The sequence below is a fragment of the Pseudomonas sp. PB105 genome (assembly GCF_009764655.1).
GTDB lineage: Bacteria > Pseudomonadota > Gammaproteobacteria > Pseudomonadales > Pseudomonadaceae > Aquipseudomonas > Aquipseudomonas cyclaminis.
The window spans coordinates 1-25,971 of the sequence record NZ_RWIO01000026.1 but is presented as its reverse complement, the minus strand read 5'-3'; the positions used below and the strand labels follow the sequence as shown (position 1 = coordinate 25,971).

Here is a 25,971-nt window from a genome sequence, read left to right as displayed (position 1 = left end):
TTAGTTGCCTCCAAAGATACGCTCGAAGAATCCCTTCTTCTTTACATCGAGGAAGCGATGTTCCACGGACTTGCCCAGCAAGCGATCAACCGCATCGCTGTACGCCTGGCCGGCGTCGCTCTGGTCGTCAAGAATCACCGGCACGCCCTGGTTGGAAGCCTTCAGGACTGCTTGGGATTCCGGGATCACGCCCAGCAGGGTGACCGCGAGGATGTCCTTGACGTCTTCAACGCCAAGCATTTCGCCATTGCTGACGCGCTCAGGGTTGTAACGGGTGAGCAGCAGGTGCTCCTTGATCGGGTCTTCGCCTTTTTCGGCGCGTTGGGACTTGCTGGCCAGCAGGCCGAGCATGCGGTCCGAGTCACGTACGGAGGACACTTCCGGGTTGGTCACCACGATCGCTTCATCGGCGAAGTACATCGCCAGGTGAGCACCGGTTTCGATACCGGCCGGGGAGTCGCACACCACGTATTCGAAGGTTTCCTTCAGTTCAGCGAGGACTTTGCCTACGCCTTCCTTGGTCAACGCATCTTTGTCACGGGTCTGGCTGGCGGCCAGCACGTACAGGTTCTCAAGGCGCTTGTCCTTGATCAGGGCCTGTTGCAGGTTGGCTTCGCCGTTCACCACGTTGACGAAGTCATACACCACGCGGCGTTCGCAGCCCATGATCAGGTCGAGGTTACGCAAACCGACGTCGAAGTCGACGATGACTGTCTTGTGGCCGCGCAGAGCGAGACCGGTACCGATAGCGGCGCTGGTGGTGGTCTTACCCACACCACCCTTGCCGGATGTAACCACGAGAATCTTGGCCAAGGTGTTTCACCCCTAAGGAAAAAGGACTTTTCAGTCCCTGAAAAACATCTCTTGGAACTCGCCGCAGGCGGACAGCCATTGTAGGAAAAAGATGTGGTTTCCATGGGGAAACGCCAACTTCCAATTATTCCTACGCAAGTCTTGCCGGTTTCGCTGTGCTATCAGAGTCTAGAGATGCTTGGAAAATGCGGCAGTATCCGTTAAAGACGGATGATGTTCAACACGTCGCCCGAAAGGCTGACCTGCACCCCGGCCCCCCACAGCGGATCACGGCGCAAATCTTCGGAAACCTTGTACCGACCCGCGATGGACACTAGCTCAGCGGTCAATTGCTGGCAAAAAATACGGGCCTTGGTATCGCCCTTGATGCCGGCGAGGGCACGTCCGCGCATCGGGCCGTATACATGGATATTGCCATCAGCCAGAAGTTCCGCGCCGGGACTGACCGAGGAGATCACTACCAGGTCGCTTCCCTCTGCGTAAATTTGCTGCCCGCCGCGTACGGGCGAGGTGATGATCTTTGTAGGCTTGATCGTCGGCTCCGGTGGTTTTTCCGGTTTTTTCTTCTCTTCACCGACCAATGGTTCGAGCGGACGCTCGCGTGCGCCGGACGGTGGCAGTACTGGCAGTTCAATGGCGATGGCTGCGGCAATGTCTTCGATACGGCTGGCACGAATGGCCAGCGTACGCAGGCCGTGGGAGCGGCACACGCGCATCAGGCCGGGCAGATCGACCGCGCCCTGGCCGGCAGGCAGTTTGTCCAGGGCCAGCACCAGCGGGGCGTTGTTGAAGAAATTGGGCGCCAGGGCGACCTTGGCGGCGAGCTGGCGGTCCAGGGCGTCGAGGTCGTTGCGGGCGAGTTCCAGCACGGTGATGGCGAGCATGCTGCCTTTCAGCTGGAACACGGGATCTTGGTCTAGCGGTTCGGTTTGGCTCATGGTCGGCATAAAGCGGCTTGTCACGAAAAGTGTCGAGACTTATAACGAGAACATCCACTGGCCGCAAGCCGGGTCGAACCGTTGTAGAATGCGCGGCCCTGTCTTTACCGGAATCTGTAATGGATCGCCCGCGTTTTCGAGCTGCATTTTTTCACCCGCGTTTCTGGCTGTTATGGCTTGGGCTCGGCCTGCTGTGGCTGGTCACCCAATTGCCTTACCGCGCCCTGCTGGCCATTGGTCGGTTGTTGGGTGCGGGCATGTACCGTGTGGCTGGCGAACGTCGCCGCATCGCCGCACGAAACCTGGAACTGTGCTTCCCGGAAAAAACCGCCGAAGAGCGTAAGCAGTTGCTCAAGGAAAACTTTGCCTCCACCGGCATCGCCTTCTTTGAGATGGCCATGAGCTGGTGGTGGTCGCGCCAGCGCCTGTCGCGCCTGGCCCACGTCGAAGGCCTTGAACACCTCAAGCAGGCCCAGTTGGATGGCAAGGGCGTGATCCTCATGGCCCTGCACTTCACCACCCTGGAAATCGGCGCGGCACTGTTGGGCCAGAAGCACACCATCGATGGGATGTACCGCGAGCACGGCAACCCGCTGTTCGACTTTATCCAGCGCCGTGGCCGCGAGCGCCACAACCTCGATTCCCTGGCCATTGAGCGCGAAGACGTGCGCGGCATGCTCAAGCTGCTGCGCGCCGGCCGCGCCATCTGGTACGCACCGGACCAGGACTACGGCGCCAAGCAAAGCATCTTCGTGCCGCTGTTCGGCATCCAGGCCGCCACCGTCACCGCCACCAGCAAGTTCGCCCGTCTGGGCAAGGCGCTGGTGGTGCCGTTCACCCAGGAACGCCTAGCGGATGGCAGCGGTTACCGCCTAGTGATCCACCCGCCGTTGACCGACTTCCCTGGCGAAAGCGATGAGGTGGACTGTCTGCGCATCAACCAGTGGGTCGAAGCCTCTGTACGCGAATGCCCCGAGCAATACCTGTGGACCCATCGCCGCTTCAAGAGCCGGCCGCCGGGCGAACCCAAGCTGTACGAAAAACGCCGCCGATAAGACAGATTTTTCCCCGACACGGAGTGATGCGATGCGCCCAGCTGAACCGGTAACAGGCTTGATTCTTTCCGGCGGCGGGGCGCGAGCGGCGTATCAGGTGGGGGTGTTGGCGGCGATTGCCGAATTGCTGCCACCGGGGGCACCCAACCCGTTTCCGGTGATCGTCGGCACGTCGGCGGGGGCGATCAATGCGGTGAGCCTGGCCAGTGGGGCGATGGATTTCACGGCAGCCGTCCAGCGCCTTACAGCATTCTGGCAGGGCTTTCGCAGCCATCTGGTATTGCGCAGCGATTGGCCCGGTGTGATCCGTCAGGCGAGTCGCTTCCTGATCCACAGCCTGCTGGGTCTGGGGCGGCAATTTCCGGTAGCGCTGCTCAACAGTTCGCCACTGCGTGATCTGCTGCAGGACAAGCTGCATCTGGCAGGTATCGACGAGGCGATCCGGAACAAACATCTGCATGCGGTTGCGGTCACGGCGTTCGGCTATGAGTCCGGGCAAGCGGTGACCTTCTATCAGGGCGGCGGCACCATCAATGCCTGGCTGCGTCACCGCCGCATTGGCGTACCCACCGCGCTCACGGTAGAGCACTTGCTGGCCAGTTCGGCGATCCCGTTATTGTTTGCCCCGGTGAAACTCGACCAGGAGTATTTCGGCGACGGCGCAGTGCGCCAATCAGCACCGATCAGCCCGGCCCTGCATCTGGGCGCCAGCCGCGTGCTGGTGGTGGGCGTCAGCGGCAACCCACGGGGCAATGAACCGGCGGTGCAGCGCAGCTTCACCGGCCAGGAACCTACCCTGGCGCAGATCGGCGGGCATATGCTCAACAGTACGTTCATTGACAGCCTGGAAAGCGACATCGAGTTGCTGGAGCGCTTGAATCAGTTCAGTCATGCCGCGCCTGGGTTGGCGGCGGTAGAGGTGCTGGTGATTGCGCCGAGCCAGCCGATCGATGAAATTGCGGCGCGGCATCGCCAGGAATTGCCGGCGGCGTTGCGTCTGTTTCTGAGGGGGCCGGGGGCGACCAAGACGAGCGGGGCAGGGGTGTTGAGTTACCTGCTGTTCGAGGCGGGGTATTGCAGCGAGTTGATTGAGTTGGGTAGGAAAGATGCGCTGGCCAAGCGCGAAGAAATCAGCCGGTTCCTGGGACTTGAATCAATCTAAATGTGGGAGGGAGCAAGCCCCCCCCACTAATTTTTTAGTGTCGGTTAGAAGTGATACTTGACCAGGAAGCTCGCTGTGTCCTGAGTCGTCTTGAACGCCCCAGAATCTTCGATCCCGTACTTGTTCTTCCAGTAGTCGTATTCAAAACCTACATACAATTGCTTGTCGCCCCAATGCAGCGCCTTGCCCAGGTCGTATTTAACCTGTGGGTTGAAGTGCAGGTTGGCGTGGTAGGTGCCACGGGCGTTCTTGTCGTTGTCCACCACCCAATCCATAAAGCCATCGATCAGGATGTCGGAGTTGCCCACCGGCAGGGTGTACGACCACACTGGGGTGATCTGCCAAACGCCATCACCCGGGCGATTGCCTTCGGTCTGGCGCTGGTAGAAGTTCAGCTGGAAGTAGTCGAAACCAGGGATGTTCAAATCGAACGCCGGGCCGAGCAGGTACGATTCGTTATCGCCTTCGCCGAACTCGTAAGTGAAGGCCAGCAGCACATCCTTGATCGGGCCGAAGGACAGGTCTTTGTCGAGGATCTTGCCGAATGACAACCGTGGGCTGATCTCGCCGTAGTAGGTGCTTGGGCCGACGTTGCCGTCTTCCTTGCCGTTGTAGAAGATGCGGTCGACGAATACAAAGTTGTCGCCGTACTTCCACGCATCGGCGTGTTCGAACGTGACGGTTTGCTGGATCTGCGGGTTGACGGTAAAGCTCTTGCCCCACAGGTACGTCAGGCTGTTGTTCTGCCACTGCAACAAGTCACCGGCCACGGCCTGGCCACCCGCCAGCAGGGATCCTGCCAGCATCAGGCCTTTGAACATAGGTTTCATTCGGTTGCTCCCGAGTTAAGATTTTGTGGTTTTTCTTCTACGCAGGCGCTCTAGTGCGGCGCCTTTTGGATCGCTGAAAGTGGTCTGAATGGTCAGCTTTATGGTCATAGCAAGAGCCGCGCCAAGGCGCTAAACAACCGTCAATTCAAGCGGGCGCGGAGAATACTGGCTCTCACGTCTTGGCTCAAGTGCGCCGTTACAGCGCGCACAGGACAACAATGGAGCACTTGTCAGGTGTGGGCGGGGTCGACGGCGGGGCGTTCTGAACCGCCGAGGATGTTGAACAGGATATTCAGCGACAAGGCGCTGAGGGTGGCCATGGCGATGCCACTGTGGGTTATCGGGCTCATCCACAACGGCAGTTGCGCGAAGAACTCCGGGCGCACCACGGGGATCAGGCCCATGCCGATGCTGACGGCCACCAGCAACTGGTTGCGACGGTCGGCGATATCCGCCTCCTGGAGGATCTTGATGCCGGTGGCCGCGACCATGCCGAACATCGCAATCGCCGCCCCGCCGAGTACTGCCGGTGGAATCGACGCCACCAGGTACGCGGCCTTGGGCAGCAGGCTGAGCACAATCAGGAACGCGCCCGCCATGATCGTCACCGAGCGGCAGCGCACGCCGGTCATCTGCACCAGGCCGATGTTCTGTGCAAACGAGGAGTGGGTGAAGGTGTTGAAAAAGCCGGCGAAGAACGACGCACCGGCATCACACAGCAAACCGCGACGCAGCATCCTGGGCGACACTTCCTGGCCGGTGATCTTGCCCAGGGCGAGGAACATCCCGGTGGATTCCACGAAGATAATCACCACCACCAGGCACATCGACAGGATTGGCGCCAACTCGAACTTGGGCATGCCGAAGTGCAGCGGCGTCACCACCTGCACCCATGGTGCCTGGGCCAGGCCGCTGAGGTCGACCATGCCGATGACGCCGCACAGACCGTAGCCCAGGCCCATGCCGATCAACACCGAAATGTTCACCCAGAAACCGCGCATGAAGCGGTTGATCAACAAGATGGTGCCCAGTACCAGCGCCGCAATCGCCAGGTAAATCGGCGAGCCGAAGGTGGCTGCCGCGCTGCCGCCGCCTGCCCAGTTCACGGCCACGGGGAACAGCGACAGGCCGATGGCGGTAATCACGGTGCCGGTGACCAACGGCGGAAAGAAGCGCACCACCTTGGACATGAACGGCGCGATGATCATGCCGAAGAACCCGGCGGCGATGGTTGCGCCGAAGATCCCCTGCAGGCCGACACCCGGCATGCCGGCCATGGCAACCATGCTGCCGACGGCGGCGAAACTGGCGCCCATCATCACCGGCATGCGGATGCCCACCGGGCCGATGCCGAACGACTGGACCATGGTGGCGATGCCGGCGACGAGCAGGTCGGCATTGATCAGGAACGCGATTTCTTCACGGCTCAGGCCGGCGGCCTGGCCAATGATGAGGGGCACGGCGACCGCGCCGCCGTACATCAGCAAGACGTGTTGCAGGCCTACCAGAATCAGTTGCAAGAGGGGCAGCCGCTCCATGGCAGGCGCGGCAGGAATCTGCGGTTCGACTAACTCGGTCATGCAACACCTCGGATCTTTTTATTGTTGTGTTGTGTGGAACGCAATCTTCAAAACGCGGTAGGGCCAAATGTGGGAGGGGGCTTGCCCCCGATTGCAGTTGTTCAGTCACTGATGTTTTGAATGACACGCCGCCATCGGGGGCAAGCCCCCTCCCACATTGGATTTTCACAGGCTATTAGTTGGTGCGGGCCCCCTGGTTGATCCAGGTGCCGATCAAATCGCGCTCCTGCTGGGTCATCTGGGTGATGTTGCCCAGCGGCATGATCTGGCTCGCTACGGCCTGCGCTTGAATGCGTGCCGCTTGCTGCTGGATCTGCGCTGGCGTATCAAACATCACGCCGGCCGGCGCGGTGCTGAACAGTGGGCTGGTCGGCTTGGCCGAGTGGCACACGGTGCAGCGTTGCTCGATCACGCTATGCACCTGGCCGAAGTCCGTAGAGGCTTGTGCCGGTGCAGGTTCGGCGGCGGGAGCTGCGGGTGCGGCGGGTTTCAAACCACCGCCCAACGCCGTTTCAGGCAATGGCTGGTACTCGATGGCCGCCGGAGCCTTGGCAATCGGTTCGGCCGGTTTTGGCCCGGTGACGTACGCCAGGCTGATCATCGCCAACGCGCCCACCGGCAAGGTCCATGCGTACTTCTGGCTGTTATGCCGAGTATTGAAGTAGTGCCGTACCAACACTGCCGCCACGGCGATACCGGCCAGGATCAGCCAGTTGTATTGGCTGCCGTAGGTGCTCGGGAAGTGGTTGCTGATCATGATGAACAGCACCGGCAAGGTGAAGTAGTTGTTGTGGCGTGAACGCAGCAAGCCCTTGGCCGGCAGGGCTGGGTCCGGCGTGCGGTTCTCGGCGATGGCCGCCACCAGGGCGCGCTGCGCCGGCATGATAATGCGGAACACGTTGCCCACCATGATGGTGCCGATCACCGCACCGACGTGCAGGTAGGCGCCACGGCCGCTGAACACTTTGCTGAAGCCGTAGGCTGCCGCAATCAACAGCACAAACAGAATGAACCCGAGCAGGGCAGGGCGTTTGCCCAAGGCCGAGTCGCAGAGGAAGGAGTAGATGAACCAGCCGGCGAACAGTGAGCCGATGCCCAGCAACACGCCTTCGGTGCCGCTGAGGCTGCTGCCGGGGGCGAGCAGGTACAGCGTCGGGTTGAGGTAGAACACCACGCACAGCAGCGCGACGCCCGACATCCAGGTGAAATAGGCTTCCCATTTGAACCAGTGCAGGTTGTCCGGCATGGTTGGCGGGGCCAGTTTGTATTTTTCCAGGTGGTAGATACCGCCACCGTGGATCGCCCACAAGTCACCGGCCAGGCCGCTCTTGGGGTTGACGCGATTGAGGTTGTTTTCCAGCCAGACAAAGTAGAAAGAAGCGCCGATCCACGCGACGCCAGTGATCATGTGAACCCAGCGCACGCTAAGGTTCAGCCATTCCAACAGATGTGCTTCCACAGTCTTTACCTCTCGCCTGTCACCCTTGTTGTCGGGTGATCCGGCCTTCTCTTATTGGTGGGGGGCGAGGATCAACCGCTCATCCTCTTTGAAAAAATGCTCATCGCAGTTATTGCCTGTGCCACTGCGATCAACCACCAGGAAGTCATCCCGCTTTTCGATCGTCAGCACCGGGTGGTGCCAGACGCCGCGATGGTAATTAATGCCCTGCCTGCCGTTGGTAACGAAGGCGCGGACCAAGCCCGATACAGGTTCATCGCCAAGTGGCGCGACCACGATCAGAAAGGGGTTGCCGAGCAGCGGTATGAAAGCCTGGCTGCCCAGCGGGTGTCTCTCCAGCATGCACACGGTCAGCGGCATGTCCTGCGCATCGGCGCGGAAGATGCTGATGATGGCGTGGTCTTCCGGCTTCGCGGTTTCGACCGTGGCCAGTTTGTGAAAGCGCATGGTCGACCCGTTGTTGATCATGAAGTGGTCGCTGCCGTCGGTTTCGATAACGTCTCCGAAGGGGGCGAAGGCTTCTTTGGTCAGGGGTTCGATCATCAGTGTGCGCATGGCTGTCTTCTTATCCAAATGCTGTGTTGTTTGGTCTATTGCTATCGCGGGCAAGCCCGCTCCCACATTTTGATTTGCAAATACATTCAAATGTGGGAGCTGGCTTGCCTGCGATGGCATCACCGCTTATTTCGACACTTTGCCCAGAACACGCAGGCGACTCACACCACCATCCGGGAACACGTTCAGGCGGATGTGGGTAATCGGCCCCAGCGCCTTGATCTGCTCGGCGAAGCTGTGTTCAGCGTGCATTTCCAGCTTCTGCGCCGGCAGCAGTTCGCGCCAGAACAGCGATTGGGTTTCGATCTGGCTGTCGGTGCCGCCTTTGACGAAAGCGCCCTGGATCGAGCAGGTGTCCGGGTAGTTGCCCTTGAAGTGCAGGGTGTCGACGACGATCTTCTCGATCTCGCCTGGGTGGCCCAACGCGACGATCACCCAGTCATTGCCCGGTGTACGACGACGGGCGGTTTCCCATCCGTCGCCCATGTTGATGCCACGGCCTGGGTTGAGGATGTTGCTCATGCGGCCGAAGTGTTCGTCGGAGCACGCCAGGGCACGACCGCCGTTCAGTGCGGCAGCCAGGTCGACCTGTTCGTTGTCGCCCACCGAAGACCAGTCGCGGAACGGCACCCCGTACACACGCAGACGGGCGACGCCGCCATCCGGGTAGATGTTGAAACGCAGGTGGCTGAACGCCTGGTCGTTGCTGATTTCGTGATAGTGGTGGCTGTTGCCTTGCAGCTCTACGGCCGACAGCACTTCGGTCCACTGGGTGTTGTCATCCGGCTCGCCCGAGGCCAGGAAGCAGGCTTCCAGGGAGGCCGACGGCGGGAAGTTGCCGGTGAAGAATGAAGTGTCGATGTCCACGCCCTTGATCGAACCGGGCACACCCAGGCGGATCACGGCGCTGTCGTAGCCTTCGAAGCGCTTGCGGCGAGACTCCCAGCCGTCCATCCACTTGCCGTTGTCATCGAAAACGCCCTCCTTCCACACGGCCGGGGTCGGCTGGAACAGGCGGTTGGCGTCAGCGAACCAGTCATCGGTGACCGAGATGATCTTGGTGCCCAGGCGGGCGTCGGCCAGGTTGACGAACTTTTCGAAAGGTACGGCGTAAGCTTTCATTCTTCTTGTCTGCCTTGGATAGAGTGGCTGGGGATGGTCGTTTAGAGGGTCAATAAACGGAACAACGCGATCTTGTTGATCTCGGCCAGGGCGCATTTGAATTCGGCGTCTGCCGAGTTGTGAATGCGCGTCTCGAACGCGGCCAGGATCTGATGCCGGTTGCTGCCTTTTACCGCCATGATGAAGGGAAACTTGAACTTGGCCTTATAGGCATCGTTCAGCTCGGTGAAGCGCGAGAACTCTTCGGCCGTGCATTGGTGAATCCCCGCGCCAGCTTGCTCATCGGTGCTGGCTTGGGTCAGTTGGCCCTGGACGGCAGCTTTGCCGGCCAGGTCCGGGTGAGCATTGATCAGCGCCAGTTGCGAGGCGTGATCAGCGCTCAACAGGATGTCGCTCATGCGCTGGTGCAGGGCTTCGATCTGGTCGATCGACGGGTCCTGGCCCAGGTCGTAGGCCCTTTCGGCCACCCATGGCGAGTGTTCGTAGATATCGGCGAAGGCGGCGACAAACTCATCGCGGCTCAGGGCCGATGGCTTCAGGGTCTGGAACGCAGTCATTTGGCCGCTCCCGTGTACGGGTGGTTTTCATGCCAGTGGCGGGCAATATCGACGCGGCGGGTGAACCACACGTGTTCATGGCCCTTGGCGTATTCGATAAAGCGCTTCAACGCAGCCAGGCGCGCCGGGCGGCCGATCAAGCGGCAATGCAGGCCGATGGACAACATCTTCGGTGCCTCGGCACCCTCGGCGTACAGCACGTCGAACGCATCCTTCAAGTACTCGAAAAAGTCATCGCCCTTGTTGAAACCCTGCACCTGGGTGAAGCGCATGTCGTTGGTGTCCAGGGTGTAGGGGATGACCAGGTGCGGCTTGCCGGTGGGGTTGTTCGGTTCCCAGTAGGGCAGGTCGTCGTCGTAGGTGTCGCAGTCGTACAGGAAACCGCCTTCTTCCATCACCAGTCGGCGCGTATTGGGGCCGGTGCGACCGGTGTACCAGCCCAGTGGGCGTTCGCCGGTCAGTTCAGTGAGGATGCGGATGGCTTCGAGCATGTGCTCGCGCTCCTGGGCCTCGTCCATGTACTGGTAGTCGATCCAGCGGTAGCCGTGACTGCAGATCTCATGGCCGGCCTCGACCATGGCGCGGATCACGTCCGGGTGGCGCTGGGCGGCCATGGCCACGGCGAAGATGGTCAGCGGGATATCAAATTCTTTGAACAGCTTGAGGATGCGCCACACGCCGGCACGGCTGCCGTATTCGTACAGCGACTCCATGCTCATGTTGCGCGCGCCTTGCAGCGGTTGGGCCGAGACCATTTCCGAGAGGAAGGCTTCGGACTCTTTGTCGCCGTGCAAGATATTGCGCTCACCGCCTTCTTCGTAATTGAGTACGAAAGACAGCGCGATGCGTGCCTTGCCCGGCCAGTGGGGGTGAGGAGGGTTACTGCCGTAACCGATCAGGTCGCGTGGGTAGTCAGCGCTCACTGCAGTCTTCCTTCTTGTTCGTGGTCAGTCATGTGGCGGCCGGGCAGTGAAAAGACTGGGTGGCGTCACAGCGATGGGCTGATTGTATACAACTTTGTGGTCACTTTGTAAGCCTGTATTTCTGCATTTTTTCCAGACGGTTGCCACGGGCTTCTACTGCAAGAAACTTGCCTGATGGGTCAATAAAAGGATGAAAGGTCGTTTAAAAGCAAGGCTTACTGAGAATCCAGCGCAAGAATCTTCCATCGCAACCGTCAGCAAATTTTTGTGATTTTTATTGTGTACAATTTTTATTAAAAGTGTCTTAATCAGCCCATCGCCGGCTTTTGCATGCCCTGTAAAGGTGCGGCCTATCTTCACTCCACTCAAGGGAGCCCCGTTCCATGGGACGACTGACCACACACGTACTGGACGCCGCCCACGGCTGCCCCGGCAGCGCCATCCAGGTTGAACTGTACCGCGTCGAGGGCGCACAGCTGGAGTTGGTCGCCAGCGCCCTGACCAACAGCGACGGCCGTTGCGACGCACCGCTGCTGCAAGGCGACGCCTACCGCAGTGGCGTGTACCAGCTGCAATTCAGCGCCGGCGATTACTACCGTGCCCGTGGCGTGCAATTGCCGGAACCGGCCTTCCTTGATGTCGTCGTACTGCGTTTCGGCATCAGTGCCGAACAGGATCACTACCACGTGCCCCTGCTGATTTCGCCTTACAGCTACTCCACCTATCGCGGTAGCTGAGTCGTCACCTCGCTTCACACCCCCAAAGCTCTTCGTTGGTTTCGCCCGCGCACACTGCGGGCTTTTTTTCGTTTAACTATCTAGCGCCTCATGGGCGTTTGCGCTGCATAGGCGGGTGTTTTCCTTGAAGAAGATACCGCGCGTTGCGGCTTATGACGTGGCCTTCGTTGTCGATCAACGTCAACCAATTCACGGCCCAGCAGTCATCCAACGTTGGCACCACTTGCGCAGGTCCAGCAGGCGATGGAACACAATCGCCTGGTTCGGATTGTGGCAGGCATTCAGTGGCCTACTACGGGCACGGTCCCTGCGAGCGTCTATTTCGTCAAAGTGAGCCGGTCCTGACGTGGATCAGCGACAAGACGCCAGCGCCTGAAAACAGTGCGGCGCTGACGCGGTTGAACCAGCTCTGGCCGGCACCGCTGCGCAGATACCGTGCAGCGCCGTGGGCACCCAGGCCGTACGCCAACTTGCACAGCAGGTCGAGGGCGGCCCAGGTGGCGATCATGATCAGCAATTGCGGCAGGAACGCCTGCTCAGTGCTGAGAAACTGCGGCAGGAACGCGGCAAAAAACAGGATGTCTTTCGGGTTGCTGGCGCCCAGCACAAAGGCGCGGCCGAACAGTGCGCGAAAGCGTGGCACTGGCGCAGCCTGCGGCACGGTTGCACCCTGGGCTGGTTGCCGCGACTGTTGCCAGCTTTGCCAGGCGAGGTAGAACAGGTACAACGCGCCGACGATTTTCAGCGCGCTGAACAGTTGTTCGGAAGCGAGCAGCAATGCGCCCAGGCCCAGGGCCGACGCGCTCAGCAGGCAGATCGAGGCGATCACCCCGCCGAGAAACGCCGGGTACGAGCGGCGCAGTCCGTAGTTCAGGCTGTTGCTGATCATCAGCAACGACAGCGGCCCCGGGATCAGGATCACCACCAGTGCAGCGCCGCTGAACAGCAGCCAGGTTTCCAGACTCATTGCTTGCTCCTTTTGTTATAGAAAGACGAACTTGGCGATAAAGATCACGCACAGCACCCACAGGCTCACGGAAATCTCGCGGTACTTGCCGGTGCCGGCCTTGAGCGCCACGTAGGTGATAAAACCCAGCGCGATGCCGTCGGCGACCGAGAAGGTCAACGGCATCATGATCGCCGTGACGATCGCCGGAATGCTGTCGGTGGCCTCATCCCAATTGATGTGGGCCATGCTTGCCATCATCAGCATCGCCACGTAGATCAAGGCGCCGGCGGTGGCGTAGGCCGGAATCATGCCGGCCAGCGGGGCAAAAAACATCGCCGCCACAAACAGAATGCCCACGGTCACGGCGGTAAGGCCGGTGCGACCACCTGCAGCAACACCGGCGGCGCTTTCCACGTAGCTGGTCACCGGCGGCACGCCGACCATGGCGCCAAACACGCTGGAAGCACTGTCGGCCTTCAACGCGCGGGACAGGTTATCGATCTTGCCATCGGCATTCACCAACCCGGCGCGCTGTGCAACGCCCATGAGTGTACCGGCGGTATCGAACATGTGCACAAAAAGAAACGCAAATACCACGCTGATCATGCTGATATTGAATACACCTTTTACGTCCATCGCCATCCAGGTCGGCGCCAGGCTCGGCGGCGTGGAGAGGATGCCGTTGTAGTGCACCAGGCCCAGGCCCCAACCGGCCAGCGTCACAGCGATGATGCTGATGAGGATCGCGCCGAACACACGGTGGTAGCTGAGGATCGCAATCAGCAAAAAGCACACGGCCGCCAGCAGGGGTGCCGGTTCATGCAGTGAGCCGAGTTTGATCAGCGTGGCCGGGCTGTCGACGATGATGCCGGCGGTTTTCAGGCCGATCACCCCGAGGAATAAACCGACCCCCGCGCCCATGGCATGGCGCAGGCTTACCGGAATGCTGTTGAGCAACCATTCACGCACCCGCGACAGCGTGAGGCCCATGAACAGCACTCCGGAAATGAACACCGCACCCAGCGCGGTTTCCCAGTGGTAGCCCATGGTGCCGACCACGGTGTAGGTGAAAAACGCATTCAGCCCCATGCCCGGCGCCAGGCCCACCGGCCAGTTGGCGTACAGGCCCATCAATAGGCAACCCAGCGCGGCGGCGATGCAGGTGGCGACGAACGCCGCGCCGTGATCGATGCCGGCGTCGGCCATGATGTTGGGATTGACGAAGATGATGTAGGCCATGGTGATAAAGGTGGTGAGGCCGGCGATCAGCTCGGTCTTCACTGTGGTGCCATGCAGGCGCAGTTTGAACAGGCGTTCCAGCCAGCCACCCTGCGAGGGGGAGAGATCCAGCGTTGGTGCTTCGGATTTGCGGCTATCCACAGCGAGTACTCCTCAAGAGTTTTATTGTTATTTCCAGCGCCGGTCACATGAGTGGGCAACAGCGCTTTGAGGTACAGGCGGGTTTTGTTGACCAATAGGTCAGAAACTCGCACGAAGCGAATTATGCTTTTGTATACAAAGAAAGCAAATAATGTTTTCGATTAACTGTGCGAAAGGGGATGAAAGGCTAATTCCCGGCACTCAGTGCCTGGTTGACCGCCAGCCAGCCCATCACTGCTTCTTCCCCGGCTTCACTGAACGCGCGCTGCAACAGTTTCACTTGTTCACGGCGCAGCGACTGCTCGAAACGCAGGCCTTCTTCGGTCAGTTGCAGCAGGCGTTTGCGCTTGTCGGCTTCGGACGCCACGCTGTCCACCAGATGCATTTCCTGCAATTGGCGCAGCGGCATGTTCAGCGCCTGCTTGCTGACCCCGAGCAATTCCAGCAACTCCTTAACGCTCAGCGCCGGGTAACGCGCGATAAAAAACACGATGCGCTGGTGCACCCGACTCAGGCCTCGGCGTTCAAGCATCTCGTCAGCCTTGGCGGTAAACGCCTGGTAGCCGAAGAAGAACGCTTCCATGGCCTGTTGCTGGCTGCTTTGGTTTTTAAGGTCAAGCATGTTGACGTATCCACTCAAGCTGTCGTAATTTCGGTCAACCAGTTTGACGTATTTCCCACAGCCTTCGCTAGCGGTGACCTCCATGGCCTTCTCTGAACGTGTTACGCGCCTCAAAAGCTCCTTGATCCGTGAAATCCTCGCGGCGGCCCAGCGTCCCGAGATGATGTCCTTCGCCGGAGGCCTGCCGGCCGAAGCCATGCTGCCTGCGCTGTACTGGGATGACATGCCGCTGAACATTGGCCAATACGGCATGAGCGAAGGCGAGCCGCAATTGCGTGAATTGCTTGCCGCCGAGGCGCGGGCACTGGGCTTGCCGTGCGGGGCCAGCCAGGTGTTGGTGGTCAGCGGTTCCCAGCAGACCCTGGATTTGGCGGCCAAGTTGTATATCGACAAAGGCACGCAGATCCTGCTGGAAGGCCCGACCTACCTGGCGGCCTTACAGATCTTCCAACTGTTCGGTGCCGAGTGCCTCACGGTCCAGCTGGAAGCCGATGGACCGAACCTCGCCGCGCTGCGCGCCAACCTCGAACGCCATCGCCCGGCGTTCATCTATCTGATTCCCACGTTCCAGAATCCGTCGGCGGTGCGCTACAGCGAGGCCAAGCGTGAGGCCGTCGCAGCCTTGCTTGATGAGTTCGGCGTGACGCTGATCGAAGACGAACCCTACCGCGAGCTTACTTTTGATGGCGGCAGCGCCAAACCCATCGCCGGTCGCTTGAAAAAGGCCAGCTGGATCTACACCGGTACCGTGTCCAAGACCTTGTTACCTGGCCTGCGCGTGGGTTACCTGATCGCCAGCCCGGACCTGTTCCCACACCTGCTCAAGCTCAAGCAATCGGCGGACCTGCACACCAACCGTGTCGGCCAATGGCAGGCGATGCAATGGATTGGCAGCGAAAAATACCAGCAACACCTGGTGGAACTGCGCCGTTTTTACCGCCAGCGCCGCGATGCATTCCAGGTCGCGCTTGAGCGTCATTTCGGCGAGCTGGCCGACTGGCAAGTGCCCCAGGGCGGATTATTCTTCTGGCTGACCTTGAAACAGCCGCTGGACACCCGCACCTTATTGGCCCAAGCGCTGGAGCAGAACGTCGCGTTCATGCCCGGTGAACCGTTCTTTGCCGAGCCGGACCAACATCTGGGCTCGTTGCGCCTCAATTTCAGCCATATCGACCCGGCCCGTCTGGACGAAGGTCTCAAGCGTCTGGCCGCGGTGGTCCGTCACGCACAGCACGCGCAAGCGGCATAAGGAGAGCCCCATGTACAAGGTTTATGGCGATTACAAGTCGGGCAACTGCTACAAGATCAAATTGATGCTCAACCTGCTGGATATCCAGTACCAGTGGGTGGATGTCGACATTCTCAACGGCGGCACCGAAACTCCCGAGTTCCTGGCCAAGAACCCCAATGGCAAAATCCCGGTGCTGGAACTGGAAGACGGCACGTGCCTGTGGGAGTCAAACGCGATTCTCAACTTCCTGGCCGATGGCAGCGAATTCCTGCCGACCGAGCCGCGTTTGCGCACGCAAGTGTTGCAGTGGCAGTTCTTCGAGCAATACAGCCACGAGCCGTATATCGCGGTCGCGCGGTTTATTCAGTTTTACCTGAACATGCCCGAGGATCGCCTTGAGGAATACAAGACCACCCACAAGGGCGGTTACAAGGCATTGAAGGTGATGGAGCGCCAGTTGCAAACCACGCCGTACCTGGTGGGCGAGCGGTATTCGATTGCCGACATCGCGCTGTATGCCTACACCCATGTGGCCCACGAAGGTGGTTTTGATTTAGCGCCGTACCCGGCCGTGCAAACCTGGTTGCAGCGCGTGGCGAGCCATCCCAAGCATGTGGCCATGCTCGACTGATCACCGCGGTCAAAAAATGGGGGAGGGGGCTTGCCCCCTTCCACATTCAGATCGCGGCGAAGCGCTTGTCCAGGTAATCGATGATGACCTTGGAGTCGTACATCCACGTGGTCTGGCCATTCTCTTCGATACGCAGGCACGGCACCTTGATCTTGCCACCTTGCTCCAGCAGGGTCTGGCGGTCCTGCTCGTTGTTCTTCGCGTCCTTCAACGCCACCGGCACATTCAGACGGTGCAGGGTGCGGCGGGTCTTCACGCAGAACGGGCAGGCGTGGAATTGATACAGGGTCAACGCCTTGGCCGCCTCGTTCACCTTGGCCTGTTGCTCGGCAGGGCGCTGCTTTTTACGTGGGCGGGTCAGGAAGTCGCCCGCGATGATGACGTGGCCGAGGCCCACTCGAAGTGCTTTGACGAACATGGCTGATACCTCTTGCCCATAACTGAGGGGGCGCAGCTTACCTGATTTCTGCGGGCGAAAAAAAACCGGCGATGAACGCCGGTTTTTTCCTGCTCAGCCGGTTACTTGATCAGACTGAGGAATTCGCTGCGGGTGGCCGCGTTTTCGCGGAACTCACCGAGCATCACCGAAGTGATCATCGACGAATTCTGTTTCTCCACACCGCGCATCATCATGCACATGTGCTTGGCCTCGATCACTACGGCCACGCCCAGGGCGCCGGTCACTTGCATCACTGCATCGGCGATCTGGCGGCTGAGGTTTTCCTGGATCTGCAGGCGGCGCGCATACATGTCGACAATCCGCGCGACCTTCGACAGGCCCAGCACTTTGCCGCTCGGGATATACGCGACGTGGGCCTTGCCGATAAACGGCAGCAGGTGGTGTTCGCACAGCGAGTACAACTCGATGTCCTTGACCAGCACCATTTCGCTGTTGTCGGAGCTGAACAAGGCACCGTTGGTGACTTCTTCGAGTGTCTGCTCATAGCCGCGGCAGAGGTACTGCATCGCCTTGGCGGCACGCTTTGGCGTGTCGAGCAGGCCCTCGCGGGAGACGTCCTCGCCGAGTTGGCCGAGGATCGCCGTATAATTCTGTTCCAGGGACATGAAACTACCTGTGGGATTTTCGCAAAGCGCAAGGTTACGGTGGCGGACACATCGCTGCAAGCCTGACGATGGCCTTGTTACTCGTCGCGCCCTTCCATCATGGTGCGCTTGAGCATCACATACACCGCCCCAGCGCCGCCGTGGCGGGCCTGGCAGGAGGTAAAACCGAGCACCTGGGCATGCTGGCGCAGCCAGGTGTTGACGTGACTTTTGATCATCGGCCGCTTGCCGTCCAGCCGCACGGCCTTGCCGTGGGTGACGCGTACGCAGCGGATTTCGAATTTGGTCGCTTCGGCGAGAAAGGCCCACAGGGTTTCCCGGGCTTTCTCCACGGTCATGCCGTGCAGGTCGAGGCTGCCTTCGAAGGGGATCTGGCCGACCTTGAGCTTGCGCATCTGGCTTTCCTGCACGCCATCTCGGGCCCACATCAGTTCGTCTTCGGGGCCTACGTCGATGACGAACTGGTCCGACAGGCCATCCACCGTGGTGGCGTCGGTGCGCACGGTCGCGGCCTGGCGCAGTTTGGCGATTTGCGCCCGGTCAGCCTTGGGTTTGCCGGTGTCGGCGCGGTCGTGCTTGATCGGCTTGACGCCGCGCAGCTCGTTTTTGAACAGGGAAAAATCGTCGTCTTGCATGTCGGCCTCCGCGAAGGGCGGGCAGTTTACCTAATTCGCGGCAGCCGGGCGCAGGAAACGCTATCCAAGCGCCATCAGTCGTGTTTTTTCATCAGGTGCGCAGCAATATTCAGTGACAACGGCTGACGCATTTTGCGACGGCTACGACGCCACAACCACACGCCCAACCACAACACCAGCAGGCCGATGCCCAGCAGAAGAGCAGAGCCACCGGGGCTGGCATTCAGTTCGCCAAGGGCCGGCGAATGGCCAAACAAACCGGCGCCACCAGCACCGGCCAACAATAAACCAACCATCGCCAGCAGCGCGGCAATGCACGCCACCAGGCGCAGACGCCAGTTGCTCGGGCCCTTGGGGCGCAAGCGACGAGCGTCAAAACCATCGGATATCTTCATTCCGACCTTTCCTCCAGGGTATCGGCCCTTCGACCGGAAGATACACAGGTTGTTCCTGTACCCGAGGTAAATGCGCCAAATGAGAGGGCTTAGCGGATGAGCGGGGCAATAAACAGTGCCGCGCCGCTCATCAGAAGGGCGATCAGATCAGATCAGATCTTTGGTCAGCGCAAGGGTGGCGAAGTTGTCAGCCATGATGGCCATTTCTGTCTGCTGTACATGGTCGGCACTCAGGACGCCGCCCTTGTAAGGCAGATCGCGTGTGGCGCAGGCGTCTTCCACGAGGGTGCAGCGAAAGCCCAGGTTCTTGGCTGCGCGCACCGTGGTGCTGACGCTGGAATGGCTCATGAAACCGCAGACGATCAGGTCCAGGGAGCCGAGGTCTTGCAGGTGTTTTTCCAGGCCGGTGCCGTGGAAGGCGCTGGGCAGCAGCTTGCCGATAATGGTTTCGTCGCCTTCCGGCTCAAGGCCAGGAATGAACTCACCGCGTTCGCCCTGCGGGTCGAACAGGCCACCGACGGTACCCAGGTGGCGCACATGCACGATCGGACGGCCAGCGTTGCGGGCCGCATCAACCAACTGCTTGATATGGTCAACCGCCGCGTCCATGCCAGAGAGGGCGAGTGGACCGCTGAGGTATTCCTTCTGGGCGTCGATGATCACGAGGGTCGCATGATTCAGGTTGGCTGCTGCGTAACCGCGACCGCTGAGTTGAAACATCGTCTTTGGAACGGACATTCTGGGGCTCCTGTGAGGGGGGCTTTTGCGACATTGTCCACTGGCTGAGCGGTTCTGTGAATCGCTACTATCGTAAGGTACGCCGTTGCTGGCGTGCAGCTCTGTCAAGAGGGCCGCGTATTTAACCGAATGATGGCGATTTGGACAAAATCCGACGTGCGGTGCCAGGTTTTCGTTGATCGTCGGTGCAGGTGAAGGCTGTTAGAATCGCCAGTCGTTTTTTCCAGGAGTCTGCCCCCGTGATCACTTCCCGCCTGCGCACCTTGCGCGACCACATCCGTTGGGCTGTCAGCCGTTTCCATGGGGAAGACCTGTTTTTCGGCCATGGCACCGACAATGCCTGGGACGAAGCCCGGCAATTGGTGCTCGGCGCCGTGAACCTGCCATGGGAAATTGCTGATAGCTACCTGGACTGCAACCTGGAAGAAGAGGAAATCTCCCATGTGCAGCGCCTGCTTCACCGCCGTATCCATGAGCGTGTACCGACCGCCTACCTGTTGGGCGAGGCGTGGTTCTGCGGCATGTCGTTTATCGTCGACGAGCGCGTGTTGATCCCGCGCTCCCCCATTGGCGAACTGATCGAAAACCGCTTCGAACCGTGGCTGGCCCAACCCCCGGCGCGCATTCTCGACCTGTGCACCGGTTCCGGTTGCATCGGCATTGCCTGTGCCTACGAGTTCCAGGACGCCGAAGTGGTGCTGGGCGATTTGTCCTTCGAAGCATTGGAAGTGGCCAACCAGAACATCGAGCGCCATGGCGCCGACGAGCGCGTCTACACCGTGCAGGGTGATGGCTTCGACGGCCTGCCGGGCCAGCGTTTCGATCTGATCGTGTCAAATCCTCCGTATGTGGACGCCGAAGACTTCGCCGACATGCCGGACGAATACCAACACGAACCGGAACTGGGCCTTGCCTGTGGCGACGACGGCTTGAACCTGGTGCGCCGGATGCTCGCCGAAGCGGCGGATCACCTGACCGAAAAGGGTTTGCTGATCGTTGAAGTGGGCAATAGCCAAGTTCACGTCGAGGCGCTGTACCCGGAAGTGGACTTTGCCTGGCTGGAATTCCGGCGCGGTGGGCATGGTGTATTCATGCTCACGGCCGAGCAGTGCCGGGAACATCAGGCAGTCTTCGCCGCCAGGATCTGACTGAAGAAACACGGTGAGTGTGGGAGGGGCTTGCCCCCTCCCACATTTTTATTGCATTACAACCCATCAGCGGTGCGTGGCAATCCAGATCAACAACCCCGCCTGAAACACGGTAAACGCCACCAGACACGTGATGGTAAAGCGCAAGCCGCTGTCCTCCCGCTTGAATTTGGTGACCTTTTCCTCTTCCTTGCGCAGCTTCACTTCCTGCTCCAACAGGTTTTGATCGGCCTGTTGCAGCATCTGTGCGGCTTCGAGGATCTCGACGAACTGCACCTTCTCAGTGTTCCAACTGTCCAGCACATCGCTGACCTTGCCCGGCTGTACGTTGCCTTTGAGGTGCTGCACGTCGGCGTAGGCCACATCAAAGCCCTGCACGCGCAGGAAGTGATCGCGGCGCAGGCGCGTGGCTTCGTTGAGCGCGTCCTTGTTGGCCAGGTCGACGCCGTCAACGCGGTAGTGTGACCACTTCTTTTTCGCCCAGGCCGCGCCTTGAGCCACCAGGAAACGGCCGATGCCCCGGTTGGCCGGTTCGATTTCCAGGCTGTTGCCCGGACCGAAATGCACGCGATGGGTGTCGTGGTCGACCCAGATATCCAGATGGTTTTGCTCGCGCCGTACACGCTGGCCGGGCAATTGAATGACCATGCGCAACAGACTGTGGTGTTTGTCATTGCGCTCGGCATAGCCGAACTGCACAAACCGCAACGGCCGCACGCCGGTGGCGCGGTCGATGGCCAGGGGCGCCAGGCGCAGCATCTTGAAGTGTTCGGCCTGGACATCCGCCCACGGCAACGACGCCGCGTCGACGGCCTCGGTATTTTCAGCCGGGGTGTCGGCGGTCTGTTCGGGTGTTTCTTCAGTGGTTGTCATGCGGCGCGATCCTGTCCATGCCCAGCGAGCCGACAGTCTTTTTTGCTGTCGACACTGGGCTTATCGGCCGGTTTTCCCAGGACTGGAGGCAAATTGTCGCTTAACGGGGTTGAAGTCCGTCGATAAAGCGCACCACGCGGTTGCCCAGCTCGGCGGCGAGGGGTAATTGCGGGTCATTGTAGGAGGCCAGTTGCTGCTTCACGTTGTTGGGCACGATGCGCATGACGTGGTTCATGCCTTCGATCACGGTCAACTCGGCATCGGGCTTGGCCCTCTTCAGTTGCTGGGCGTCGCCGACACCGACCTGAATATCGTTGGTGCCCTGGACGATCAAGGCGGGCATGCGCAGTTTGGCAAAGGCTGCCGACGGATCAGCGCGAAACAGACTGATCAGATAAGGCTGCACACTGGGTCGGAAAATAGCCTCCAGCGGGCCAGGTACATCGGCATCCACTTGGCCGGCCTTGAGGTGATCGAGGATTTCATTGCTGCGCAGCAGCAGGGCAGGGGGCAGGTGATCGGCCAGTTGCTGGCGGATCACCTGGTCCACCGGGCGGGCGCTGCCGGACAGGGAAATCACGCCCGCCGGGTCGAGTTGCGGGGCGGCGAGGGCGGCGACCAGCGCACCTTCGCTGTGGCCCAGCACAATCAGCGGGCCCAGGCGTTTGTCGGCCTTGAGCATGTTGCCCCATGCCACCGCGTCGGCCACATAGGCGTCGAGGGTCAGGTTGCGTTCGTCCGGTGTAGCGGCGAGGCTCGCGGCCACACCGCGCTTGTCGTAGCGCACGCTGGCGATGTTGTGCCGGGCCAGCACCCACGCCAGGCGCTTGAGGCTGTCGTTGCGCGCGCCGTCGGCACTGTTGCCGTTGCGGTCGGTGGGGCCGGAGCCCGCGATGATCAGCACCACGGGCACGGGTTTGTCGGACTGGGGCAGCAGCAGCGAACCAAACAGTTCGCCGCTGCCGGTGTCCAGGCTGATGGGCCGTTGCAGTACGACAGGGGACGCGGCATGAGCCAGGGCGGTGAACAGGGTGAGGGTGAACAGCAAAGCTCGCAGCATTATCGTGCCATTATCCGGGGAGTGCCGGTTGGACCCATGTCGACCGGTAAGGTTTCGAGGATGAACTAGTCGGTTAGCCTGCGTATACTGGCCGCCTTAAGTTATTACGGTTGACTTGATTCAACTGATTTCACGGAGCGCCCTGCATGTCCGGCAATACCTTCGGCAAGCTGTTCACTGTCACCACCGCGGGCGAAAGCCATGGCCCGGCGTTGGTCGCCATTGTCGACGGCTGCCCGCCCGGCCTGGAACTGTCCCTGGAGGACCTGCAGCGCGACCTCGACCGCCGCAAGCCTGGCACCAGCCGCCACACCACCCAACGCCAGGAACCCGACGAAGTCGAGATCCTCTCCGGTGTCTTCGAAGGTCGCACCACCGGTTGCGCCATCGGCCTGCTGATCCGCAACACCGACCAGAAGTCCAAGGACTACTCGGCGATCAAGGACCTGTTCCGCCCGGCCCACGCCGACTACACCTATCACCATAAATACGGCGAGCGCGACTACCGTGGCGGTGGCCGCAGTTCGGCGCGCGAAACCGCCATGCGCGTGGCCGCCGGTGCCATCGCCAAGAAGTACCTGGCCACCCAGGGCATCGTGGTCCGTGGCTACATGAGCCAGTTGGGCCCGATTGAAATCCCGTTCAAGACCTGGGACAGCGTGGATGACAACGCTTTCTTCAGTCCTGACCCGGACAAAGTGCCTGAGCTGGAGGCCTACATGGATCAGTTGCGCCGTGACCAGGATTCCGTCGGAGCCAAGATCACCGTGGTCGCCGAGGGCGTCAAGCCAGGCCTGGGCGAGCCGATCTTCGACCGCCTGGACGCCGAACTGGCTCATGCGCTGATGAGCATCAACGCCGTCAAAGGCGTGGAAATCGGCGCAGGCTTCGCGTGCGTATCCCAGCGCGGCACCGAGCACCGTGACGAGATGACCCCACAAGGCTTCCTCAGCAATAACGCCGGCGGCATCCTTGGCGGCATTTCCTCCGGGCAGCCCATCGTTGCGCACCTGGCGCTCAAGGCCACGTCGAGCATCACTACCCCAGGCCGCTCGATTGACGTCAACGGCAACTCGGTGGACGTGATTACCAAGGGCCGCCACGATCCGTGCGTCGGCATCCGTGCCACGCCAATTGCCGAGGCAATGATGGCCATCGTGTTGATGGACCACTTGCTGCGCAACCGCGGGCAAAATGCTGATGTACAGGTGGACACCCCGGTACTGGGCCAACTGTGACGATGTGTGGCGGGCGAGCTTGTTGTGGTGAGCGAGCTTGCTCGCGCCGGGCTGCGAAGCAGCCCCCTGCATGACTCCTCTTCCATACTGGCGCCTCTCCAGCTTCTACCTGTTCTACTTCGCCCTGCTGGGGGCGACGGCACCTTTCCTGGCGTTGTACTTCGATCACTTGGGCTTCTCCAGCGCGCGCATCGGCGAGCTGGTGGCCATCCCCATGCTGATGCGCTGCGTGGCCCCCAACCTGTGGGGCTGGCTGGGCGACTATACCGGTCGCCGCCTGGCCATCGTGCGCTTTGGCGCAGTGTGCACCCTGATCAGCTTTTCGCTGATTTTCGTCAGCAAGACTTACGCCTGGCTGGCTCTGGTGATGGCGCTGCACGCGTTTTTCTGGCACGCGGTGCTGCCACAGTTTGAAGTGATCACCCTGGCGCACCTGCAAAAACAGACGTCGCGCTATAGCCAGGTTCGGTTGTGGGGCTCCATCGGGTTTATCCTCACCGTGGTGATCATGGGCCGGCTATTCGACTGGCTGAGCCTGGATATCTACCCGGTGGTGGTCGTGGTGATCATGGCCGGGATCATCGGCGCCAGCCTGTGGGTGCCGAATGCGCTGCCTGCCACCCAGGGCAATCGCCTGGCCGGTGATGGTTTCCTCAAGCAGTTGCGCAGCCCCGGCGTACTGGCATTTTACGCGTGCGTCGCGTTGATGCAGATGAGCCATGGGCCGTATTACACCTTTCTCACCTTGCACCTGGAGCACTTGGGTTACAGCCGTGGCGTGATCGGCATGCTGTGGGCCCTCGGGGTGGTGGCAGAAGTGCTGATGTTCCTGGCCATGAGCCGCATCCTCACGCGCTTCTCGGTACGCCGCGTGCTGCTCGCCAGTTTCCTGTTGGCGGCGCTGCGCTGGTTGCTGTTGGGCTCGTTTGCCGAATTCCTCTGGGTACTGCTGCTGGCACAGGTGATGCACGCCGCAACCTTCGGCAGCTTCCACGCGGCGGCGATTGTCTTTGTGCAACGCAGCTTTGGCGACAAGCAACAAGGCCAGGGCCAGGCGCTGTACGCCGCGTTGGCGGGCACCGGCGGTGCGCTGGGCGCGCTGTACTCCGGCTATAGCTGGAACCTGCTGGGGCCGAGCTTCACCTTTAGTATTGCCAGCGTCGCCGCCCTGGCTGCGGCCGTTATCATTGGCCTTCGATTGCACGAGCAGAACCAAGGAACCCTTCAATGAGTTATGTCGCTGTCTACCACGTTGCTACGCCGGACACCCCGAACAAGGTCCTGACCCACACCGACGACATCGCCGCGACGCTGGCCGAGCATGGCGTGCGGTTCGAGCGCTGGCAGCCCGCCCTGATCGAGAAGGGTGCCAGCGAGGCGCAAATGATTGCGGCCTATAAGCTGCAGATCGATGCGCTGGGCTACGGTGCGGTGGCGGTGTTCAGTGTCACGAGCGACCATCCGCAGAAGGACGAATTGCGTGCCCGGTTCCTCCATGAGCGCCGTTACAGTGAAGATGAAGTACGTTTTTTCATCGCCGGCCAAGGCCTGTTCACCCTGCACATCGGCGACTACGTCTACGCCGTGCGCTGTGAGAAAAACGACCTGCTGGTGATCCCGGCCGGTATGGCGCACTGGTTTGATATGGGCGAGAACCCCCACTTGGTCACACTGCACTTGTTTAACTGCGCGCAAGGGGCGGTGCCGGCATTCACCGGCGACGATATTGCCAGCCGTTTCCCTGGTTTGGACGATTGAAACCAGGCAACTGGAATCTTCAACCCCGGCAAGTTGGAAGTTGTTGTGGGAAGAAGCTTAGTTGCTTGTAGGGTTTGGCTGTTTATCGCGACCCATGCGCACTGTAACCGTTCGTTATGTAACTCTTTGCGGCACCAGCTGTATCACCTGTCAATAGGAGGAATCCGAGAGGTGATTGGGCATCAGCCAATAAATAGGAGAGATGTAATGAATGGCCCAGAGGAGCCGTCTCAGTCGTCGTATTTCGTGCCCAATGCCGTCAGGAGACGCCTGAGTTTGTCCGGCAAGCCGCTGACCCCTGCGGAACTGGAGATCTTGCGCTGGGCCTCGGAGGGCAAGACCGTCTGGGAAATCAGTCAGATTCGTGCCACTTCCGAAGCCACGGTCAAATTTCACTTGCGCAACATCTACGGCAAATTGGAAGTCAACAACCGTGTGCAGGCGATGAACGAGGCGACTCGCCAAGGCCTGTGCTGACTTCAACGAAAAAGGGCCGCGACGCTCAACGGCGTCGCGG

At 60.5% G+C, this 25,971-nt stretch carries 29 protein-coding genes; 10 read left to right on the top strand and 19 right to left on the bottom strand.

What is annotated here, in order from left to right; genetic code table 11:
• The gene (gene minD, locus EJD88_RS03560) at window positions 1–813 is read right to left on the bottom strand and encodes a septum site-determining protein MinD (RefSeq protein ID WP_092486440.1); all 813 of its coding nucleotides are present in this window, start codon (window positions 811–813) and stop codon (window positions 1–3) included.
• A 200-nt stretch (window positions 814–1,013) separates the two neighbouring features.
• Window positions 1,014–1,751, bottom strand: a complete 738-nt coding sequence (minC, locus tag EJD88_RS03555) for a septum site-determining protein MinC (RefSeq protein ID WP_099586400.1) — start codon at window positions 1,749–1,751, stop codon at window positions 1,014–1,016.
• Between the two features lie 119 nt (window positions 1,752–1,870).
• On the opposite strand from minC, the gene EJD88_RS03550 reads away from it, so the two are divergent.
• Window positions 1,871–2,806 (top strand): lipid A biosynthesis lauroyl acyltransferase, encoded by a 936-nt coding sequence (locus EJD88_RS03550; RefSeq protein WP_112196346.1) that lies wholly within the window; start codon window positions 1,871–1,873, stop codon window positions 2,804–2,806.
• A gap of 31 nt (window positions 2,807–2,837) precedes the next feature.
• A complete protein-coding gene (locus tag EJD88_RS03545) occupies window positions 2,838–3,968 on the top strand; it encodes a patatin-like phospholipase family protein (RefSeq protein WP_099586376.1) in 1,131 nt (376 codons plus the stop codon).
• Between the two features lie 44 nt (window positions 3,969–4,012).
• On the opposite strand, the gene EJD88_RS03540 is transcribed toward EJD88_RS03545, so the two are convergent.
• From EJD88_RS03540 to puuE, 7 genes are all read right to left on the bottom strand, one after another.
• Window positions 4,013–4,798: an outer membrane protein OmpK gene (locus tag EJD88_RS03540; RefSeq protein ID WP_099586375.1), complete on the bottom strand. Its 786-nt coding sequence runs from the start codon at window positions 4,796–4,798 to the stop codon at window positions 4,013–4,015.
• A 230-nt stretch (window positions 4,799–5,028) separates the two neighbouring features.
• Window positions 5,029–6,378 carry a nucleobase:cation symporter-2 family protein gene (locus tag EJD88_RS03535; protein WP_158876849.1) on the bottom strand — a complete coding sequence of 450 codons (1,350 nt, stop codon included), beginning with the start codon at window positions 6,376–6,378 and terminating at the stop codon, window positions 5,029–5,031.
• A 175-nt stretch (window positions 6,379–6,553) separates the two neighbouring features.
• A complete protein-coding gene (locus EJD88_RS03530) occupies window positions 6,554–7,837 on the bottom strand; it encodes a urate hydroxylase PuuD (protein WP_099586373.1) in 1,284 nt (427 codons plus the stop codon).
• A 51-nt stretch (window positions 7,838–7,888) separates the two neighbouring features.
• Entirely contained in the window at window positions 7,889–8,392 is a 504-nt protein-coding gene (locus EJD88_RS03525; RefSeq protein WP_003192823.1) for an ureidoglycolate lyase, read from the bottom strand.
• A gap of 126 nt (window positions 8,393–8,518) precedes the next feature.
• Window positions 8,519–9,514, bottom strand: a complete 996-nt coding sequence (gene alc, locus EJD88_RS03520) for an allantoicase (RefSeq protein WP_099586371.1) — start codon at window positions 9,512–9,514, stop codon at window positions 8,519–8,521.
• 41 nt (window positions 9,515–9,555) lie between these two features.
• Window positions 9,556–10,071, bottom strand: coding sequence for a 2-oxo-4-hydroxy-4-carboxy-5-ureidoimidazoline decarboxylase (gene uraD, locus EJD88_RS03515; RefSeq protein ID WP_099586370.1), 516 nt, complete (start codon window positions 10,069–10,071; stop codon window positions 9,556–9,558).
• A complete protein-coding gene (puuE, locus tag EJD88_RS03510) occupies window positions 10,068–10,994 on the bottom strand; it encodes an allantoinase PuuE (RefSeq protein WP_158876847.1) in 927 nt (308 codons plus the stop codon). Before puuE ends, uraD begins: the two co-directional genes overlap by 4 nt.
• A 383-nt stretch (window positions 10,995–11,377) precedes the next feature.
• Here puuE and uraH point away from each other — a divergent pair, with 383 nt between their 5' ends.
• Window positions 11,378–11,731, top strand: coding sequence for a hydroxyisourate hydrolase (gene uraH, locus EJD88_RS03505; RefSeq protein ID WP_158876845.1), 354 nt, complete (start codon window positions 11,378–11,380; stop codon window positions 11,729–11,731).
• Window positions 11,732–12,056: 325 nt separating this feature from the next.
• Here the strand turns inward: uraH and EJD88_RS03500 are convergent, their stop codons facing one another.
• The 3 genes from EJD88_RS03500 to EJD88_RS03490 all read right to left on the bottom strand — a co-directional run bounded on the left by EJD88_RS03500 (window position 12,057) and on the right by EJD88_RS03490 (window position 14,682).
• Window positions 12,057–12,698: a LysE family translocator gene (locus EJD88_RS03500; RefSeq protein ID WP_112196342.1), complete on the bottom strand. Its 642-nt coding sequence runs from the start codon at window positions 12,696–12,698 to the stop codon at window positions 12,057–12,059.
• A 15-nt stretch (window positions 12,699–12,713) separates the two neighbouring features.
• Window positions 12,714–14,060 (bottom strand): NCS2 family permease, encoded by a 1,347-nt coding sequence (locus EJD88_RS03495; protein WP_158876843.1) that lies wholly within the window; start codon window positions 14,058–14,060, stop codon window positions 12,714–12,716.
• Between the two features lie 187 nt (window positions 14,061–14,247).
• Window positions 14,248–14,682, bottom strand: coding sequence for a MarR family winged helix-turn-helix transcriptional regulator (locus EJD88_RS03490; RefSeq protein WP_099586399.1), 435 nt, complete (start codon window positions 14,680–14,682; stop codon window positions 14,248–14,250).
• An 82-nt stretch (window positions 14,683–14,764) separates the two neighbouring features.
• Between EJD88_RS03490 and EJD88_RS03485 the strand changes: the two genes are divergently transcribed.
• On the top strand, window positions 14,765–15,931 hold the full coding sequence (locus EJD88_RS03485; RefSeq protein WP_158876841.1) for a PLP-dependent aminotransferase family protein: 1,167 nt from the start codon (window positions 14,765–14,767) through the stop codon (window positions 15,929–15,931).
• A gap of 10 nt (window positions 15,932–15,941) precedes the next feature.
• On the top strand, window positions 15,942–16,544 hold the full coding sequence (locus EJD88_RS03480; protein WP_158876839.1) for a glutathione S-transferase family protein: 603 nt from the start codon (window positions 15,942–15,944) through the stop codon (window positions 16,542–16,544).
• A gap of 46 nt (window positions 16,545–16,590) precedes the next feature.
• Here the strand turns inward: EJD88_RS03480 and EJD88_RS03475 are convergent, their stop codons facing one another.
• The 5 genes from EJD88_RS03475 to EJD88_RS03455 form a co-directional block, all read right to left on the bottom strand.
• Window positions 16,591–16,962, bottom strand: a complete 372-nt coding sequence (locus EJD88_RS03475) for a glutathione S-transferase N-terminal domain-containing protein (RefSeq protein ID WP_099586363.1) — start codon at window positions 16,960–16,962, stop codon at window positions 16,591–16,593.
• A 101-nt stretch (window positions 16,963–17,063) separates the two neighbouring features.
• Entirely contained in the window at window positions 17,064–17,609 is a 546-nt protein-coding gene (folE, locus tag EJD88_RS03470) for a GTP cyclohydrolase I FolE (RefSeq protein WP_003442011.1), read from the bottom strand.
• A 77-nt stretch (window positions 17,610–17,686) separates the two neighbouring features.
• Window positions 17,687–18,244, bottom strand: coding sequence for a Smr/MutS family protein (locus EJD88_RS03465; RefSeq protein ID WP_032888029.1), 558 nt, complete (start codon window positions 18,242–18,244; stop codon window positions 17,687–17,689).
• 74 nt (window positions 18,245–18,318) lie between these two features.
• Window positions 18,319–18,639: a hypothetical protein gene (locus EJD88_RS03460; protein ID WP_099586362.1), complete on the bottom strand. Its 321-nt coding sequence runs from the start codon at window positions 18,637–18,639 to the stop codon at window positions 18,319–18,321.
• A gap of 147 nt (window positions 18,640–18,786) precedes the next feature.
• Window positions 18,787–19,377 (bottom strand): cysteine hydrolase family protein, encoded by a 591-nt coding sequence (locus EJD88_RS03455; protein WP_158876837.1) that lies wholly within the window; start codon window positions 19,375–19,377, stop codon window positions 18,787–18,789.
• A 239-nt stretch (window positions 19,378–19,616) separates the two neighbouring features.
• Between EJD88_RS03455 and prmB the strand changes: the two genes are divergently transcribed.
• Window positions 19,617–20,525 (top strand): 50S ribosomal protein L3 N(5)-glutamine methyltransferase, encoded by a 909-nt coding sequence (prmB, locus tag EJD88_RS03450; protein WP_158876835.1) that lies wholly within the window; start codon window positions 19,617–19,619, stop codon window positions 20,523–20,525.
• Window positions 20,526–20,591: 66 nt separating this feature from the next.
• Here the strand turns inward: prmB and EJD88_RS03445 are convergent, their stop codons facing one another.
• Complete coding sequence (locus EJD88_RS03445) at window positions 20,592–21,398, bottom strand: hypothetical protein (protein ID WP_099586359.1); 807 nt, start codon at window positions 21,396–21,398, stop codon at window positions 20,592–20,594.
• Window positions 21,399–21,498: 100 nt separating this feature from the next.
• Window positions 21,499–22,461, bottom strand: coding sequence for an alpha/beta hydrolase (locus tag EJD88_RS03440; protein WP_099586358.1), 963 nt, complete (start codon window positions 22,459–22,461; stop codon window positions 21,499–21,501).
• Between the two features lie 143 nt (window positions 22,462–22,604).
• On the opposite strand from EJD88_RS03440, the gene aroC reads away from it, so the two are divergent.
• The 4 genes from aroC to EJD88_RS03420 all read left to right on the top strand — a co-directional run bounded on the left by aroC (window position 22,605) and on the right by EJD88_RS03420 (window position 25,931).
• Complete coding sequence (gene aroC / locus EJD88_RS03435; protein ID WP_099586357.1) at window positions 22,605–23,696, top strand: chorismate synthase; 1,092 nt, start codon at window positions 22,605–22,607, stop codon at window positions 23,694–23,696.
• A 70-nt stretch (window positions 23,697–23,766) separates the two neighbouring features.
• Window positions 23,767–24,927: an MFS transporter gene (locus tag EJD88_RS03430; protein WP_158876833.1), complete on the top strand. Its 1,161-nt coding sequence runs from the start codon at window positions 23,767–23,769 to the stop codon at window positions 24,925–24,927.
• On the top strand, window positions 24,924–25,454 hold the full coding sequence (locus tag EJD88_RS03425; protein ID WP_158876831.1) for an acireductone dioxygenase: 531 nt from the start codon (window positions 24,924–24,926) through the stop codon (window positions 25,452–25,454). Before EJD88_RS03430 ends, EJD88_RS03425 begins: the two co-directional genes overlap by 4 nt.
• A gap of 207 nt (window positions 25,455–25,661) precedes the next feature.
• Window positions 25,662–25,931, top strand: coding sequence for a response regulator transcription factor (locus EJD88_RS03420; RefSeq protein WP_099586354.1), 270 nt, complete (start codon window positions 25,662–25,664; stop codon window positions 25,929–25,931).
• Window positions 25,932–25,971 lie beyond the last annotated feature (40 nt).